Raw genomic sequence first — 14,125 nt, forward strand, 5'->3', positions numbered from 1 at the left:
TTAAAAATCGCGGTAGCATCTTGTAGCGATAGTTATAGTGCAGGAGGGTGTGTCTGTGACAGGTGCAGTGAAAGAGCAGCGCGTGCCCGCCAAGAAAACCAGCTCTTGGATGTTGATTGCTGTCGACGTCATCGCCTGGACACTTGCAATCCTCGCAGCTCTTGCGCTGCGTTTCGACTTTAATCTCAATCTAATTCAGTTCAATTGGGCTTTCGTCCTGATTGCCGCCACGATCGGGCTGCAGTTTATTGCCGGCTGGGTCACTTGGCTGTATCGCAAGCGTTTTGCTGTTGGCAGTTTTGATGAGGCAAAAGCTCTTGTGATCTGCGTTACACTCGCTGTGCTCCCAACACTGCTATTTACGATATACGTCACAAAGGGGCAGGCGATCCCGCGCTCCACAATGTTTATTGCGGCGCCCCTCGCTTTCGTTGCTATGGGGCTGGGTCGCTACATTCTACGGTTGCGTGAAGAACACCAACTGCGGCCCGGCAAAGAGGCTCCGCGCACGCTCATCTATGGTGCGGGATATGCGGGATCGACAACTGTGCGACGCTTGCTCACCGATCCGGTTGCTGCATATTTGCCCGTCGGTTTTCTCGATGACTCACCGAGCCAGCGCAACCGCGAGGTGCGCGGTGTGCGCGTGCTGGGTGGCCTGAAAGATTTGGAGCAGGTTTCTGAACGCACCGGTGCGACCCATCTGATTGTTTGTATCGGTGACGCTGACTCGGCTTTACTGCGACGGGTCAATGATAAAGCTGCAGCAATCGGCATGAAAGTGTCGGTAATGCCACCGCTTGAGCAAATCTTCTCAGGTAAGCATGCACTGTCAGATATTCGTGAAATCTCAATTGAAGATCTGATCGGTCGTTATCCGGTGCGCTTGAACCAGGATTCGATAGCCACATATATTGATGGAAAGCGAGTCTTGGTGACCGGCGCCGGTGGCTCTATTGGATCCGAGCTCTGCCGTCAGCTAACCGAGTTCGGGCCCAAAGAGCTAATTCTGCTTGACCGAGATGAGACCGCGCTGCAGCAAACGCAGATATCGATTCGAGGAAACGGCTTGTTAAGCACGCGTGAGGTTGTGCTCGCAGACATTCGCGATGAGGAAACGCTAATACGCATTTTTGAGGATCGCAGACCGCAGGTGGTTTTCCACGCGGCAGCGCTCAAGCACCTGCCGATGCTTGAACAGTATCCAGACGAAGCTTGGAAGACGAACGTTATTGGCACCCTGAATGTGCTTACCGCAGCACAAAAGGTGGATGTTGAAACTTTTATTAATATTTCAACCGATAAAGCAGCAAACCCGACAAGCGTGCTCGGCCACTCAAAACGAGTTGCTGAAAAACTGACCGCTTGGATGGCTGAGGAAACCGGTCACCGCTATCTCTCGGTGCGATTCGGTAATGTCATCGGCTCACGTGGCTCGATGCTGCCAACGTTCCGCAAACTCATTAAAGCGGGCGGCCCTATCACCATCACACACCCAGAGGTGACGCGGTTTTTTATGACCATTCCCGAAGCTTGCCAACTTGTTATGCAGGCCGGTGCGCACGGCAGGCCGGGTGAAGTGTTAATTCTGGACATGGGTGAGCCGGTGAAAATCATCGACATTGCCCGCCGCATGATCGCAGAATCGGGTCAGGATATAAAGATTATCTACACCGGTTTGCGCCCGGGTGAAAAACTGCACGAGGATTTAATCGGGTCGAACGAGCAAGACGATCGACCCTTCCACCCGAAGATTTCACACGCTCGAGTTGACACACTGTCACGCGACAGACTGTCACGCGACGGTTGGTTTGCGCGCCTCTCTGAGCGGGAGAGCGATGTCTCGCTCGGTGCAGGGGACGCGAGAATTACTCCGATAACAACCTCTATCCCGGTGATTGACTCCTAATGTTTCTAAGTGCACTTCCCAATTTGCTTCTGATTACAGCGCTGACGCTAGTGATTAGTCTGCTTGTGCAGATTCCGCTGCGCCCCCTGCTGCGCAAATGGGGAGTGCTCGACGTAGCTAATGCGCGATCCTCCCACTCTGGCACGGTTTTGCGCGGCCTGGGGCTGGGGGTGTGGGTTGCATCTCTTGCGGGTGCCGCCGCCGCATGGCTGCTCGGCTTCTTCACGTCGGCGCAGGTGGCTGCGTGGCTCAGTGTGCCGGGCTTGGTGCTATTGCCGGCCCTGGCCATGCTGCTGCTCAGCCCGGCACTCGGCTTGCTTGAAGATTTGCGTGGCCTGTCAATTGGTGCGCGGTCAGTCGCGCAACTGTTAATTGCAGTCGCAGTTGCAGTGCCAGCTTTTTTTCTTGCGGATCTGCCCGTAATCGCTCGCCTTTTGTTGTTCGTTTTCGGGATACTGTTCGTTTCCTCGTTCATTAACGTTGCGAACTTTATGGACGGTTTGAACGGCATTTCTTCGCTGCACGGTCTTATTGCAGGCGCCGCATTTTTTATTATCGGCGCGATTAGCTCAACTCTGTGGTTGATGGCTGCTGGTCTCATTCTGGCGGCGAGCTTTGCGGGCTTTCTGCCGTGGAACTTGAAAGGCTACGGCTTTTTGGGAGATGTAGGCAGCTATCTGCTTGGCGCTGGCATCATAACCATCAGCTGGCTCTCGCTCCTGTCCGGTGTGCCGCTGCTGGCAGCTATCGGACCCACCGTTGTGTACTTTGGTGACGTTGGGTGGACGCTCATTCGACGCTACCGGCGTGGCGAGAAGCTGGGGGAGGCGCATAAAGAGCACGTCTATCAGCGTCTGCAGCAGTCGGGCATGAGCCACCTCAAAGCCTCTCTGATCGTCGCCGGGTGCACTGCAGCAGCGAGCATCTTAGGTATTTTGACAATGTGGTTTACCGGCTCCGTCGCCTTTGTTTGTCTCCTTATTCTGGGCTTCTTAATAGTTGTGTGCTACGTCAATTTGCCGCGACACGCCCGGGTTGCATCGGTTACAAAATCTGTGCAAAGATAGATAAGTTCAGCATTTCTGCGGCGGCATTGTGCCGTCTGCTTGAATCACTGCAGAGATAGTGCATAGTCATTAAGAAACTAGGCCACTCGCAGCGAACGATGCCAGCAGGTTAGTTCCTTAGCTGGTGCCGCTCAGGGCGGCGTTGACAGAAGACAACGGTGATCCTGCGATCCGCAAGGAAAACAGGAGAGTGTTGTTAAGGAAGACGTCCAATGCTCATGCCAAAAGTGTGAGTAAGACGCGATAGCAAGGAGAAAGTCATATGGCGGGACAAAAAATCCGCATTCGACTGAAGTCGTATGATCACGAGATCATCGACAGCTCGGCGCGCAAGATTGTTGATACAGTCACCCGCGCTGGTGCAACAGTGATTGGCCCAGTGCCACTCCCAACTGAGAAGAACGTGATCGCAGTGATCCGTTCACCACACAAGTACAAGGACAGCCGCGAGCACTTCGAGAAGCGCACCCACAAGCGCCTCATCGACATTGTCGATCCAACCCCGAAGGCAGTTGAGTCGCTAATGCGTATCGACCTGCCGGCTGACGTCAACATCGAGATCAAGCTTTAAGAGGAATCATGTCTGCAGCAAATAAGACTGTTAAGGGTCTGCTGGGCACGAAGCTTGGCATGACTCAGGTATGGGATGAGAACGGCGCAGTTGTGCCGGTAACCGTAATTGAGGTAGCACCTAACGTTGTTACCCAGATTCGCACCCCAGAGGTTGATGGCTACGCAGCGGTACAGATCGCTGCTGGTGCAATCGACCCACGCAAGGTGACTAAGCCACTGGCTGGTCACTTTGAGAAGGCTGGTGTTACTCCACGTCGTCACCTCACCGAGGTGCGCACCGAGAACGCAGCTGACTACTCACTCGGTCAGGAACTGACCGCTGGTGAAACCTTCGAAGCCGGTGAGAAGATCGACGTTGTCGGCACCTCAAAGGGTAAGGGCTTCGCAGGCACCATGAAGCGCCACAACTTCAAGGGTGTGGGCGCATCACACGGTCAACACCGTAATCACCGCAAGCCAGGTTCTATCGGCGGTGCATCATTCCCAGGTCGCGTATTCAAGGGTCAGCGTATGGCTGGTCGCATGGGTGGGGAGCGCGTTACCGTGCAGAACCTCACCGTTCATGCAGTAGACGCAGAAAAGGGTCTGATTCTGGTGAAGGGCGCTGTTCCTGGCGCTAAGGGCCGTCTTGTATTCGTTCGCAACGCAGTTAAGGGGGCCTAGCACATGGCAACCAAGCTTGACGTAATCGACGCAGCAGGCAAGAAGGCGGGCTCGGTTGAGCTGCCAGAGGGTCTGTTCAACGTTGAGACCAACGTTCCGCTGATTCACCAGGTAGTGACCGCTCAGCTCGCAGCTGCGCGCCAGGGCACACACAAAGCTAAGAACCGCGGAGAAGTTTCTGGTTCAGGCATTAAGCCGTTTAAGCAGAAGGGCACCGGCCGTGCGCGTCAGGGCTCTATCCGTCAGCCAGAGCATCGCGGTGGTGGTACCGTTCACGGTCCTGTGCCTCGCGACTATGCACAGCGCACCCCAAAGAAAATGATTGCTGCCGCTGTTAAGGGGCTGCTATCAGATCGTGCGCGCGGTGGTCGTTTGCACGTGGTTGAAAGTTTTGGTGTTGCTGATAAGCCGAGCACCAAGGCTGCACGCCAGGTGCTTGACGCTATTACCGTTGGTCGCCGCGTGCTAGTTGTGGCTGACCGCGACGAAGACACAACCATCCTGTCAGTGCGTAACCTGCCGAATGTACACGTAATCGTGGCAGATCAGGTAAACGCGTACGACATCGTTGTTAGCGACGATCTCGTGTTCACCAAGGCTGCGTTTGACGGCTTTGTTGCTGCGCGTACCGAAAAGGAGGCATAAACAATGAGCCTTAACAAGAATCCGCATGACGTGATCATTCGCCCAATCGTGTCAGAGAAGAGCTACGGCCTTATCGATGCCAACGGTGCTTACACCTTCGAGGTGCAGCCAGGCTCAAATAAGACCGAAATCAAGCTTGCTATTGAGCACATTTTTAATGTCAAGGTTGCAAGCGTCAACACTCTGAACCGTCAGGGCAAGACCCGCCGCACTCGTTTCGGCCTTGGCAAGCGCAAGAACACTAAGCGCGCTATCGTCACGCTGAAGAGTGGTTCAATCGACATCTTCTCGGCTGCGGTATAGGTCGGAAGCGAAAAGGAAATAGATAATGGCTATTCGTAAGTACAAGCCCACGACCCCAGGTCGTCGCGGTTCGAGCGTTGCCGATTTCGCTGAGATCACCCGCTCAACCCCAGAAAAGTCACTCTTGCGTCCGCTGCCAAAGACCGGTGGCCGCAACAATCAGGGTCGCATCACAACCCGTCACATCGGTGGCGGCCACAAGCGCCAGTACCGTGTGATTGACTTCCGTCGTCACGACAAAGACGGTATCAACGCTAAAGTTGCGCATATTGAGTACGACCCAAACCGTACCGCGCGTATTGCACTCCTGCACTACGTTGACGGCACCAAGCGCTACATCATTGCTCCTAACAAGCTGAAGCAGGGCGATATTGTAGAGGCCGGGCCAAACGCAGACATCAAGCCGGGTAACAACCTGCCACTGCGTAACATCCCAACCGGTACCGTTGTGCACGCGATTGAGCTGCGTCCGGGTGGCGGTGCAAAGCTGGCTCGTTCAGCAGGCTCATCTGTGCGCCTCGTTGCTAAGGACGGCCCTTATGCGCAGCTTCGTCTGCCATCAGGGGAAATCCGCAACGTTGATGCGCGCTGCCGTGCAACCGTAGGTGAGGTTGGCAACGCAGAGCAGTCAAACATCAACTGGGGTAAAGCTGGCCGTATGCGTTGGAAGGGCATCCGCCCAACCGTCCGCGGTGTTGTAATGAACCCTGTTGATCACCCACACGGTGGTGGTGAAGGCCGCACTTCAGGTGGTCGTCACCCAGTCAGCCCATGGGGTCAGAAGGAAGGACGCACTCGTCGCCCGAATAAGGAAAGCGATAAGTACATCGTCCGCCGCCGTCCAACGGGCAAGAAGCGATAGGTAGTAGGTAGGAGAACAAAGATGCCTCGTAGTCTAAAGAAAGGCCCTTTCGTTGACAACCACCTGCTCGACAAGGTGATTGCTCAGAACGAAGCTGGCACAAACAAAGTAATTAAGACCTGGTCACGTCGTTCAATGATCATCCCGGCAATGCTCGGTCACACGATCGCTGTTCACGACGGGCGCAAGCACATTCCTGTGTTTGTTACCGAAACCATGGTTGGTCACAAGCTCGGTGAGTTTGCACCGACTCGCACCTTCCGCGGTCACGTGAAAGACGACAAGAAGGGTCGTCGCCGCTAAGCGCGGTGACGTAAAGGAGGAAAAGAATGGTGGAGTCGATCGCACGCGTGCGTCATATCCGCGTAACACCTCAGAAGGCCCGTCGCGTCGTGAACCTCGTGCGTGGCAAGAACGCTCAGGAAGCTCTTGCCATCTTGAAGTTCGCCCCGCAGGCAGCTTCTGAGCCGGTGTACAAACTCGTTGCCTCAGCGATTGCTAATGCTCGTGTAAAGGCTGACAACGAAAATCTTCCTCTCAACGAGGATGAGCTTGTTGTCGCTCGTGCTTTCGTGGATGAGGGTGCAACCCTCAAGCGTTTCCGCCCACGTGCACAGGGCCGTGCGTTCCGTATCAACAAACGCACCAGCCACATCACAGTAGTAGTTGCTACTCCTGAGGCTGTAAAGAAGGGAGCCAAGTAAATGGGCCAGAAAATTCATCCATATGGCTTCCGTCTGGGCGTAACCACTGACCATGTGTCACGCTGGTTCTCAGACTCAACTAAGCCAGGTCAGCGCTACGCCGACTATCTCGCTGAGGATGCAAAAATCCGCAAGTTCTTGGGTGAGACCCTTGATCGTGCTGGTGTCAGCCGCATCCAGATCGAGCGCACTCGCGACCGTGTGCGTGTAGATATTTTCTCTGCACGTCCGGGCATTGTTATTGGCCGCGGCGGTGCTGAGGCTGAGCGTGTGCGCGGTCAGCTTGAGAAGCTCACCGGCAAGCAGATTCAGCTGAACATCCTTGAGGTAAAGAACCCAGAGGCTGATGCGCAGCTGGTAGCTCAGGGGATTGCCGAGCAGCTTGCTGCACGTGTGGCTTTCCGTCGTGCAATGCGCAAGGGTCTGCAGGGAGCTTTGCGTGCTGGCGCTAAGGGTATTCGTATCCAGGTTTCAGGCCGTCTTGGCGGCGCTGAAATGAGCCGTTCAGAGTTCTACCGTGAAGGCCGTGTGCCACTGCACACCCTGCGCGCGAACATTGACTACGGTTTCTATGAAGCAAAAACTACCTTCGGTCGCATTGGCGTGAAGGTTTGGATCTACAAGGGCGATATCACCAACAAGGAGCTCGCACGCGAAGAGGCTGCTAAGAAGCCTGCTCGCGGTGGCCGTGGTGGTGACCGCCGTCGTGGCCCACGTCGTGAGGCTGCGAAGGAAGCTGCGCCTGCCGCAGCAGGAGCGGAGAACTAAGCATGCTGATTCCCCGTCGAGTAAAGTACCGCAAGCAGCACCACCCGAAGCGTTCGGGTGCTGCGAAGGGTGGCACAACGGTTAATTTCGGTGAACTGGGCATCCAGGCACTGACACCGGCCTACGTGACCAACCGCCAGATCGAGTCTGCTCGTATCGCCATGACCCGTCACATTAAGCGTGGCGGTAAGGTATGGATCAACATTTATCCAGACCTTCCACTCACCAAGAAGCCTGCCGAAACTCGTATGGGTTCCGGTAAGGGTTCACCAGAGTGGTGGGTAGCCAACGTTAAGCCAGGCCGTGTCCTCTTCGAGGTAGCCGGTGTTGATGAGGAGCTTGCGCGTGAGGCACTGACCCGCGCTATTCACAAGCTTCCTCTGAAGGCTCGCATTATCAAGCGTGAGGAGGGTGACGCGTAATGGCAATCGGAAGCAAGGATCTCGCAATCAGCGAGCTCGATAAGTTCGATAACGAGCGCCTCATCGAAGAACTAAAGAAGGCTAAGGCTGAGCTCTTTAATCTGCGTTTCCAGTCTGCGACTGGCCAGCTTGAGCACAACGGCCGTGTACGCCACGTAAAGCGCGACATTGCGCGTATTTACACCGTGTTGAATGAGCGTAAGCTCGGAATCCGCGAAACCCCAGCAGCCGAAACAAAGGCTGCTAAGAAAACCGCTAAAAAGACTAAGCAGGCGGACGCCGCCGCTGAGACGAAGGAGGCCTAAGCATGGCTGAGGTTGTCGCACAGGAACAGCGCCCGTACCGTAAGTCACTTCGCGGTTACGTGGTTAGCGACAAGATGGAAAAAACCATCGTTGTAGAGGTTGAGGATCGCAAAAAGCACCCGCTCTACGGCAAGGTTATGCGTACCACCAAGAAGTACAAGGCGCATGATGCAGAGAACACCGCTGGTATTGGCGACTACGTTCTCATCGCAGAAACCCGCCCGCTGAGCGCTACAAAGAACTGGCGTTTGGTTGAGATTCTCGAGAAGGCGAAGTAAACCTTTTAAGGTTTGCTCAATAAAGGAGTAGCAAAGTGATTCAACAGGAATCCCGACTTAGGGTTGCCGACAACACCGGCGCCAAAGAGTTGCTCACCATTCGCGTACTCGGAGGATCTAGCCGCCGTTACGCAGGCCTTGGCGACACCATCGTTGCAACCGTAAAGGATGCAATCCCAGGTGGCAATGTCAAAAAGGGTGAGGTTGTAAAGGCTGTTGTGGTGCGTGCTAAGAAGGCAACGCGCCGCGCAGACGGTTCATACATCAGCTTCGACGAGAACGCTGCAGTGATCCTGAAGAACGACGGGGAGCCACGCGGCACCCGTATCTTCGGCCCTGTAGCGCGTGAGCTTCGCGACAAGAAGTTCATGAAGATCGTGTCGCTGGCACCGGAGGTGATTTAGTCTATGGCTAACAAGATTCGCAAGGGTGACCTCGTAGAGGTTATCAGCGGCGCTACCAAAGAAAACGGTGGCGACCGCGGCAAGCAGGGTCGTGTTCTTGAGGTGCTCACTGACAGCGATCGCGTTATCGTTGAAGGTGTTAACATCGTGACCAAGCACGTACGTGTTGGTCAGTCAGAGCGCGGCAGCAAAGAGGGCGGTGTGGAGCACCACGAGGCTCCTATTCACGTCTCAAACGTTGCGATTGTTGATCCTGAGACCAAGAAGCCAACCCGTGTTGGTTTCCGCGAGGAAGAGATCGAGAAGAACGGCGTGAAAAAGACCGTGCGTGTTCGTTACGCAAAGGCGTCTGGAAAGGACATCCCTAATGAGCACTAAAATCCAGCCGCGTCTAAAAGAGAAGTATCGTGCAGAGATTGTAGCTGCGCTGACCGAAAAGTTCGGTTACGAGAACCCAATGCAGGTTCCTGGCCTGGTTAAGGTTGTTGTAAACACCGGCGTCGGTGAAGCAGCTCGCGACGGTAAGGTTATTGAGGGTGCGATCGCTGATCTCACCGCAATCACCGGCCAGAAGCCAATGGTTACAAAAGCGCGTAAGTCTATTGCGCAGTTTAAACTGCGTGCTGGGCAGCCAATCGGCGCACACGTAACCCTGCGCGGGGATCGGGCGTGGGAGTTCCTTGATCGTTTGATCAACTTGGCTCTGCCACGTATCCGCGACTTCCGTGGCCTAAGCCCGAAGCAGTTCGACGGAAACGGTAACTACACCTTCGGTCTGACCGAGCAGGTTGTGTTCCATGAGATTGATCAGGATAAGATTGATCGTACGCGCGGTTTCGACATCACAGTCGTGACCACCGCAAAGACCGATGAAGAGGGTCGCGAGCTGCTCCGCCAGTTCGGCTTCCCATTCAAGGCTGACGCATAATTTAATAATCAACATTGGGCTGGGGTCGGCAGAGATTCTAAATTAGTTCTCTGCCGACGCCAGCGTCAGCGCGTTTACGGGGTTAACTCTTAAACGTTCCCAGCCCGGTGCAACCACCCAGGTCGTCGGCCCTGTAAGGCCAGGCGAAACCAGGCGAGAAAGAAGACACAAATGACAATGACAGATCCGGTCGCAGATATGCTGACCAGACTGCGTAACGCCAACGCGGCGCATCATGACGAAGTGTCTCTGCCAGGCTCTAAGCTTAAAGAGGGCATTGCAGAGATCCTGAAGCGTGAAGGTTACATTGCTGATTGGAAGGTTGCAGACGCACGCGTCGGAACCACCATCACAATGACCTTGAAATACGGTCCAAACCGTGAGCGTTCAATCGAGGGCATCAAGCGCGTTTCTAAGCCAGGCCTTCGCGTATACGCGCGCTCAACCGAGTTGCCAAGGGTTCTTGGTGGCCTCGGTGTAGCTATCCTGTCCACTTCCTCAGGTCTGTTGACCGACCGTGAGGCTGAGCAGAAGGGCGTAGGCGGAGAAGTTCTCGCCTATGTGTGGTAGTTCGTCATGTCACGTATTGGAAAGCTTCCTATCACCGTTCCTGGTGGCGTAACAGTCACCATCGACGGTCAGCAGGTTGCGGTTAAAGGCCCGAAGGGTGAGCTTACGCTGGAAGTTGCAGAGCCAATTTCTGTAGCTCTCGAAGACGGACAGGTTCTCGTAACCCGCCCGAACGATGAGCGCGAAAGCCGTGCGCTGCACGGTCTCACCCGTTCTTTGATCGCGAACAACATTATCGGTGTAACCGAAGGATACTCAAAGTCTCTTGAGGTAGTCGGCACCGGTTACCGTGTGCAGCAGAAGGGTAACAACCTTGAGCTTGCGCTTGGCTTCTCACACCCTGTTGAGTTCAACGCACCAGAGGGCGTAACTCTCCAGGTTGAGGGCAACAATAAGATTCACGTCAGCGGCATTGATAAGCAGGCTGTTGGCGAGGTAGCGGCAAACATTCGCAAGCTGAAGAAACCAGAGCCATACAAGGGCAAGGGTATTCGTTATGCGGGCGAGGTTGTGCGTCGCAAGGCAGGAAAGGCTGGTAAGTAACCCATGGCTGCATCAGTTAAACGCGCTGCGGGTCGCTCAGCGGCACGTGTCCGCCGTCACACTCGTCTGCGTAAGAAGATTGTCGGCACTGCAGAGCGTCCACGCCTGTCAGTGACCCGTTCAAATCGTCACGTTTTCGTCCAGGTTATTGATGATGCGAAGGGTCACACCCTTGCATACGCATCAACCATGGAAGCGGAGTTGCGCTCATTCGAGGGTGACAAAACCGCCCAGGCTCGCAAAGTTGGCGAGCTCGTAGCTGAACGCGCAAAGAGCGCAGGCATTGACGCGGTTGTTTTCGACCGCGGTGGCAGCAAGTACGTAGGTCGTGTTGCTGCTATTGCAGAAGGCGCTCGTGAGGCAGGGCTGAGCCTGTGAGCAACGAAACGAAGGAGCAGACAGTGTCTGAAGAGGTCAAGAACGCTGAGGCTGGTTCCCAGCAGGAGACCCGTAACGAGTCACGCGAAGGTCGTGGCCGTGGCCGTGGCCGCGGTGACCGCGATAACCAGCGTGGCGGCCGCGACCGCGCAGAAAACCCATTCCTTGAGCGTGTTGTAACCATCAACCGCGTTTCAAAGGTGGTTAAGGGTGGTCGCCGTTTCAGCTTCACCGCGCTTGTTGTAGTTGGCGACGGTAACGGTACCGTAGGTGTTGGCTACGGCAAGGCGAAGGAAGTTCCGCTCGCAATCTCAAAGGGTGTAGAAGAAGCTAAGAAGAACTTCTTCCGCGTCCCACGTGTGGGCTCATCGATCCCCCACCCAGTCCAGGGTGAAGCTGCTGCTGGCGTAGTTCTGCTGCGCCCTGCTGCTGCGGGTACCGGTGTTATCGCCGGTGGTCCAGTGCGTGCCGTACTTGAGTGTGCGGGCATCCACGATGTGCTGAGCAAGTCTCTCGGCTCATCAAACACCCTGAACATCGTGCACGCTACTGTTGCGGCGCTGCGTCAGCTCGAAGAGCCACGCGCGGTTGCTGCGCGTCGTGGCCTTGACTTCGACCGCGTTGCGCCAGCTCGTATCGTACGTGCAGAGGCAGAGGCGGCTGCTGCTGCGGCTGCTGCAAAGAAGGCAGGTGCGTAACAATGGCTAAAGCTCTAAAGATTACGCAGGTAAAGTCAAAGATCAGCGAGAAGCAGAACATGCGCGATACTCTGCGCTCACTCGGGCTGCGTAAAATCGGTCAGTCTGTTGTTCGTGAAGACAACAAACAGACCCGTGGCTACATTCTCGCTGTTCGTCACCTTGTTGAGGTAGAGGAGGTCGACGCATAATGAGCGAGACCCAGGAACAGCAGATTCTCAAGGCACACCATCTCCGTCCAGCACCGGGTGCTAAAAAGGCAAAAACCCGCGTTGGCCGTGGTGAGGCCTCTAAGGGTAAAACCGCAGGCCGTGGTACCAAGGGCACCAAAGCTCGTTACCAGGTGAAGGCCGGTTTCGAGGGTGGTCAGATGCCACTGCACATGCGCACCCCGAAGCTGCGCGGTTTTAAGAACCCATTCCGCACTGAGTATCAGGTAGTTAACGTATCTGCGCTCGAAGCTCTTTACCCGAATGGTGGCGACGTTACTGTTGCTGACCTCGTGGCAAAGGGTGCTGTGCGTAAGAACCAGCCAGTTAAGGTGCTCGGTGATGGTGACCTTAAGGTCAAGCTCGTGGTGGATGTTGACAAGGTTTCAGCGTCTGCTGCAGAGAAGATCACCGCAGCAGGTGGCGAAGTTAAATAGTTAACTAAGCACTAACTGAAAGCGGGTCGAGCTAGCAACCTAGTTCGGCCCGCTTTAGGTTTTCCGCCCTAGCGTGTAAGCTAGATGAGTTATGTTATGCGCGCATCAGTGCGCCCAAAAACCGTAAGGACACATATTGTTCAGCGCAATTGCTCGAGTCTTTAAGGCACAGGACCTGCGTCGTAAGATTCTGTTTACCCTGGCAATTATGGCTTTGTTCCGTTTAGGTTCATTTGTCCCAGCTCCCTTTGTGAACTATTCAAATCTGAAAGCCTGTCTTGTCTCAACGCAAGACGCTTCTGGTTTGTATCAGATGATTAACCTCTTTTCGGGGGGTGCTCTGCTGCAGCTCTCGATTTTTGCGCTGGGTATCATGCCATACATTACGGCCTCGATTATTACGCAGCTGTTGCGCGTGGTGATCCCGCACTTTGAAGCGCTGCACAAAGAGGGGCAGGCTGGTCAGTCTAAACTCACCCAGTACACCCGCTATCTAACGATCGGCCTCGGCATTCTCCAGGCAACAACACTGTTGGTGACTGCACGCTCGGGCTTGCTTTTTGGAGCTGTGGGCTCTGCGGCGTGTGAAAATCTGATCTCACCTGAGTGGTGGGCGATGATTATTCAGATCCTCACCATGACAGCCGGCACCGGACTGGTGATGTGGTTCGGTGAGATGATCACCGAGCGCGGCATCGGTAACGGCATGTCCCTGCTCATTTTCACTTCGATTGCGGCGGGTTTCCCGGGTGCGTTGTGGGCGATCCAGCAGGCACGCGGTTGGGAAGTTTTTGCGGTTGTGATGGTGCTCGGCCTCCTTGTGATGATTGCGGTTGTGTTCGTTGAACAGTCGCAGCGTCGCATTCCGGTGCAGTACGCGAAACGCGTTGTGGGCCGCCGCACTTACGGTGGCACCTCTACATACATTCCGATCAAAGTGAATATGGCCGGCGTGATTCCAGTAATTTTCGCGTCATCAATTCTCTTTATGCCTATGTTGATCACCCAGTTCAACCAGCCCGCACCGGGGCAGGAGCCAGCTGCGTGGGTTGTATGGATTCAAAACAACCTTGTTTACGGTGATCAGCCGCTCTACATGGCGCTGTTCTTTGTCTTGGTAATCGCTTTCGCCTTCTTCTACATCAGCATCACCTTCAACCCTGAAGAGGTTGCTGACAACATGAAGCGCTACGGCGGCTTTATTCCAGGCATTCGCGCGGGTCGTCCGACAGCAGAATATCTAGCATACGTGATCAACCGGATTACCAGCGCTGGCGCACTGTACCTCGGTATTATTGCGCTGCTGCCGCTGTTCGCGTTGAGCTTCTTCAACGCCAACCAGAACTTCCCGTTCGGCGGTGCTTCGATTTTGATTATCGTGGGTGTCGGCCTTGAAACGGTGAAACAGATCGATGCGCAGTTGCAGCAGCGCCACTACGAAGGGCTTTTAAAGTAACTT

The 14,125-nt window shown here is 55.0% G+C and carries 23 protein-coding genes; all 23 read left to right on the forward strand.

The annotated features are described in order from the left end of the window. Positions 1-55 precede the first annotated feature (55 nt). Entirely contained in the window at positions 56-1,909 is a 1,854-nt protein-coding gene (locus HCR00_RS04605; protein WP_243854550.1) for a polysaccharide biosynthesis protein, read from the forward strand. Positions 1,910-1,932: 23 nt separating this feature from the next. After that, positions 1,933-2,976, forward strand: coding sequence for an MraY family glycosyltransferase (locus HCR00_RS04610; RefSeq protein ID WP_243854551.1), 1,044 nt, complete (start codon positions 1,933-1,935; stop codon positions 2,974-2,976). Positions 2,977-3,238: 262 nt separating this feature from the next. Further along, entirely contained in the window at positions 3,239-3,547 is a 309-nt protein-coding gene (rpsJ, locus tag HCR00_RS04615) for a 30S ribosomal protein S10 (protein WP_166985930.1), read from the forward strand. 8 nt (positions 3,548-3,555) lie between these two features. Further along, a complete protein-coding gene (gene rplC, locus HCR00_RS04620) occupies positions 3,556-4,212 on the forward strand; it encodes a 50S ribosomal protein L3 (RefSeq protein ID WP_166985928.1) in 657 nt (218 codons plus the stop codon). Positions 4,213-4,215: 3 nt separating this feature from the next. Next, positions 4,216-4,857 carry a 50S ribosomal protein L4 gene (gene rplD, locus HCR00_RS04625; protein ID WP_166985925.1) on the forward strand — a complete coding sequence of 214 codons (642 nt, stop codon included), beginning with the start codon at positions 4,216-4,218 and terminating at the stop codon, positions 4,855-4,857. A gap of 3 nt (positions 4,858-4,860) precedes the next feature. Further along, entirely contained in the window at positions 4,861-5,160 is a 300-nt protein-coding gene (gene rplW, locus HCR00_RS04630) for a 50S ribosomal protein L23 (RefSeq protein ID WP_166985923.1), read from the forward strand. A gap of 25 nt (positions 5,161-5,185) precedes the next feature. Further along, complete coding sequence (rplB, locus tag HCR00_RS04635; protein ID WP_166985920.1) at positions 5,186-6,022, forward strand: 50S ribosomal protein L2; 837 nt, start codon at positions 5,186-5,188, stop codon at positions 6,020-6,022. 21 nt (positions 6,023-6,043) lie between these two features. Next, positions 6,044-6,325: a 30S ribosomal protein S19 gene (gene rpsS, locus HCR00_RS04640; RefSeq protein WP_166985918.1), complete on the forward strand. Its 282-nt coding sequence runs from the start codon at positions 6,044-6,046 to the stop codon at positions 6,323-6,325. 26 nt (positions 6,326-6,351) lie between these two features. Then, positions 6,352-6,726 (forward strand): 50S ribosomal protein L22, encoded by a 375-nt coding sequence (rplV, locus tag HCR00_RS04645; RefSeq protein WP_166985915.1) that lies wholly within the window; start codon positions 6,352-6,354, stop codon positions 6,724-6,726. Further along, positions 6,727-7,494, forward strand: a complete 768-nt coding sequence (gene rpsC / locus HCR00_RS04650; protein WP_166985913.1) for a 30S ribosomal protein S3 — start codon at positions 6,727-6,729, stop codon at positions 7,492-7,494. 2 nt (positions 7,495-7,496) lie between these two features. Then, positions 7,497-7,916, forward strand: coding sequence for a 50S ribosomal protein L16 (rplP, locus tag HCR00_RS04655; protein ID WP_166985910.1), 420 nt, complete (start codon positions 7,497-7,499; stop codon positions 7,914-7,916). Beyond that, the gene (rpmC, locus tag HCR00_RS04660) at positions 7,916-8,221 is read left to right on the forward strand and encodes a 50S ribosomal protein L29 (protein WP_166985908.1); all 306 of its coding nucleotides are present in this window, start codon (positions 7,916-7,918) and stop codon (positions 8,219-8,221) included. Before rplP ends, rpmC begins: the two co-directional genes overlap by 1 nt. A gap of 2 nt (positions 8,222-8,223) precedes the next feature. Then, a complete protein-coding gene (gene rpsQ / locus HCR00_RS04665) occupies positions 8,224-8,499 on the forward strand; it encodes a 30S ribosomal protein S17 (RefSeq protein WP_166985905.1) in 276 nt (91 codons plus the stop codon). A gap of 35 nt (positions 8,500-8,534) precedes the next feature. Next, positions 8,535-8,903 (forward strand): 50S ribosomal protein L14, encoded by a 369-nt coding sequence (rplN, locus tag HCR00_RS04670; protein ID WP_166985903.1) that lies wholly within the window; start codon positions 8,535-8,537, stop codon positions 8,901-8,903. Positions 8,904-8,906: 3 nt separating this feature from the next. Further along, positions 8,907-9,281 (forward strand): 50S ribosomal protein L24, encoded by a 375-nt coding sequence (gene rplX / locus HCR00_RS04675; protein WP_166985901.1) that lies wholly within the window; start codon positions 8,907-8,909, stop codon positions 9,279-9,281. Further along, the gene (gene rplE / locus HCR00_RS04680; protein WP_166985899.1) at positions 9,271-9,831 is read left to right on the forward strand and encodes a 50S ribosomal protein L5; all 561 of its coding nucleotides are present in this window, start codon (positions 9,271-9,273) and stop codon (positions 9,829-9,831) included. The genes rplX and rplE overlap by 11 nt, the downstream gene beginning before the upstream one ends. A gap of 171 nt (positions 9,832-10,002) precedes the next feature. Further along, positions 10,003-10,401 carry a 30S ribosomal protein S8 gene (gene rpsH / locus HCR00_RS04685; RefSeq protein WP_166985897.1) on the forward strand — a complete coding sequence of 133 codons (399 nt, stop codon included), beginning with the start codon at positions 10,003-10,005 and terminating at the stop codon, positions 10,399-10,401. Between the two features lie 6 nt (positions 10,402-10,407). Beyond that, positions 10,408-10,944 carry a 50S ribosomal protein L6 gene (rplF, locus tag HCR00_RS04690; RefSeq protein ID WP_166985895.1) on the forward strand — a complete coding sequence of 179 codons (537 nt, stop codon included), beginning with the start codon at positions 10,408-10,410 and terminating at the stop codon, positions 10,942-10,944. Positions 10,945-10,947: 3 nt separating this feature from the next. After that, complete coding sequence (gene rplR / locus HCR00_RS04695; protein WP_166985893.1) at positions 10,948-11,322, forward strand: 50S ribosomal protein L18; 375 nt, start codon at positions 10,948-10,950, stop codon at positions 11,320-11,322. Next, entirely contained in the window at positions 11,319-12,020 is a 702-nt protein-coding gene (gene rpsE, locus HCR00_RS04700; RefSeq protein ID WP_166985891.1) for a 30S ribosomal protein S5, read from the forward strand. Before rplR ends, rpsE begins: the two co-directional genes overlap by 4 nt. Positions 12,021-12,022: 2 nt before the next feature. Then, the gene (gene rpmD, locus HCR00_RS04705; RefSeq protein ID WP_166985889.1) at positions 12,023-12,211 is read left to right on the forward strand and encodes a 50S ribosomal protein L30; all 189 of its coding nucleotides are present in this window, start codon (positions 12,023-12,025) and stop codon (positions 12,209-12,211) included. Beyond that, positions 12,211-12,666: a 50S ribosomal protein L15 gene (gene rplO, locus HCR00_RS04710; protein WP_166985887.1), complete on the forward strand. Its 456-nt coding sequence runs from the start codon at positions 12,211-12,213 to the stop codon at positions 12,664-12,666. The genes rpmD and rplO overlap by 1 nt, the downstream gene beginning before the upstream one ends. Positions 12,667-12,802: 136 nt before the next feature. Then, entirely contained in the window at positions 12,803-14,122 is a 1,320-nt protein-coding gene (gene secY / locus HCR00_RS04715; protein WP_167143195.1) for a preprotein translocase subunit SecY, read from the forward strand. Positions 14,123-14,125: the final 3 nt, after the last annotated feature.

It is taken from the genome of Canibacter zhoujuaniae (assembly GCF_011752005.1).
Taxonomy (GTDB): domain Bacteria; phylum Actinomycetota; class Actinomycetes; order Actinomycetales; family Microbacteriaceae; genus Canibacter; species Canibacter zhoujuaniae.

Bases quoted from the DNA above. Each gene is read 5' to 3' on its own strand.
- rplE (WP_166985899.1), top strand. From the start codon at position 9,271: ATGAGCACTAAAATCCAGCCGCGTCTAAAAGAGAAGTATCGTGCAGAG.
- rplR (WP_166985893.1), top strand. From the start codon at position 10,948: ATGGCTGCATCAGTTAAACGCGCTGCGGGTCGCTCAGCGGCACGTGTC.
- rpsC (WP_166985913.1), top strand. From the start codon at position 6,727: ATGGGCCAGAAAATTCATCCATATGGCTTCCGTCTGGGCGTAACCACT.
- rplO (WP_166985887.1), top strand. From the start codon at position 12,211: ATGAGCGAGACCCAGGAACAGCAGATTCTCAAGGCACACCATCTCCGT.
- rpsQ (WP_166985905.1), top strand. From the start codon at position 8,224: ATGGCTGAGGTTGTCGCACAGGAACAGCGCCCGTACCGTAAGTCACTT.
- rplB (WP_166985920.1), top strand. From the start codon at position 5,186: ATGGCTATTCGTAAGTACAAGCCCACGACCCCAGGTCGTCGCGGTTCG.
- rplW (WP_166985923.1), top strand. From the start codon at position 4,861: ATGAGCCTTAACAAGAATCCGCATGACGTGATCATTCGCCCAATCGTG.
- rplD (WP_166985925.1), top strand. From the start codon at position 4,216: ATGGCAACCAAGCTTGACGTAATCGACGCAGCAGGCAAGAAGGCGGGC.
- rpsS (WP_166985918.1), top strand. From the start codon at position 6,044: ATGCCTCGTAGTCTAAAGAAAGGCCCTTTCGTTGACAACCACCTGCTC.
- rplF (WP_166985895.1), top strand. From the start codon at position 10,408: ATGTCACGTATTGGAAAGCTTCCTATCACCGTTCCTGGTGGCGTAACA.
- rpmD (WP_166985889.1), top strand. From the start codon at position 12,023: ATGGCTAAAGCTCTAAAGATTACGCAGGTAAAGTCAAAGATCAGCGAG.
- rplC (WP_166985928.1), top strand. From the start codon at position 3,556: ATGTCTGCAGCAAATAAGACTGTTAAGGGTCTGCTGGGCACGAAGCTT.
- rplX (WP_166985901.1), top strand. From the start codon at position 8,907: ATGGCTAACAAGATTCGCAAGGGTGACCTCGTAGAGGTTATCAGCGGC.
- rpmC (WP_166985908.1), top strand. From the start codon at position 7,916: ATGGCAATCGGAAGCAAGGATCTCGCAATCAGCGAGCTCGATAAGTTC.
- rpsJ (WP_166985930.1), top strand. From the start codon at position 3,239: ATGGCGGGACAAAAAATCCGCATTCGACTGAAGTCGTATGATCACGAG.
- rplV (WP_166985915.1), top strand. From the start codon at position 6,352: ATGGTGGAGTCGATCGCACGCGTGCGTCATATCCGCGTAACACCTCAG.
- rpsH (WP_166985897.1), top strand. From the start codon at position 10,003: ATGACAATGACAGATCCGGTCGCAGATATGCTGACCAGACTGCGTAAC.
- rplP (WP_166985910.1), top strand. From the start codon at position 7,497: ATGCTGATTCCCCGTCGAGTAAAGTACCGCAAGCAGCACCACCCGAAG.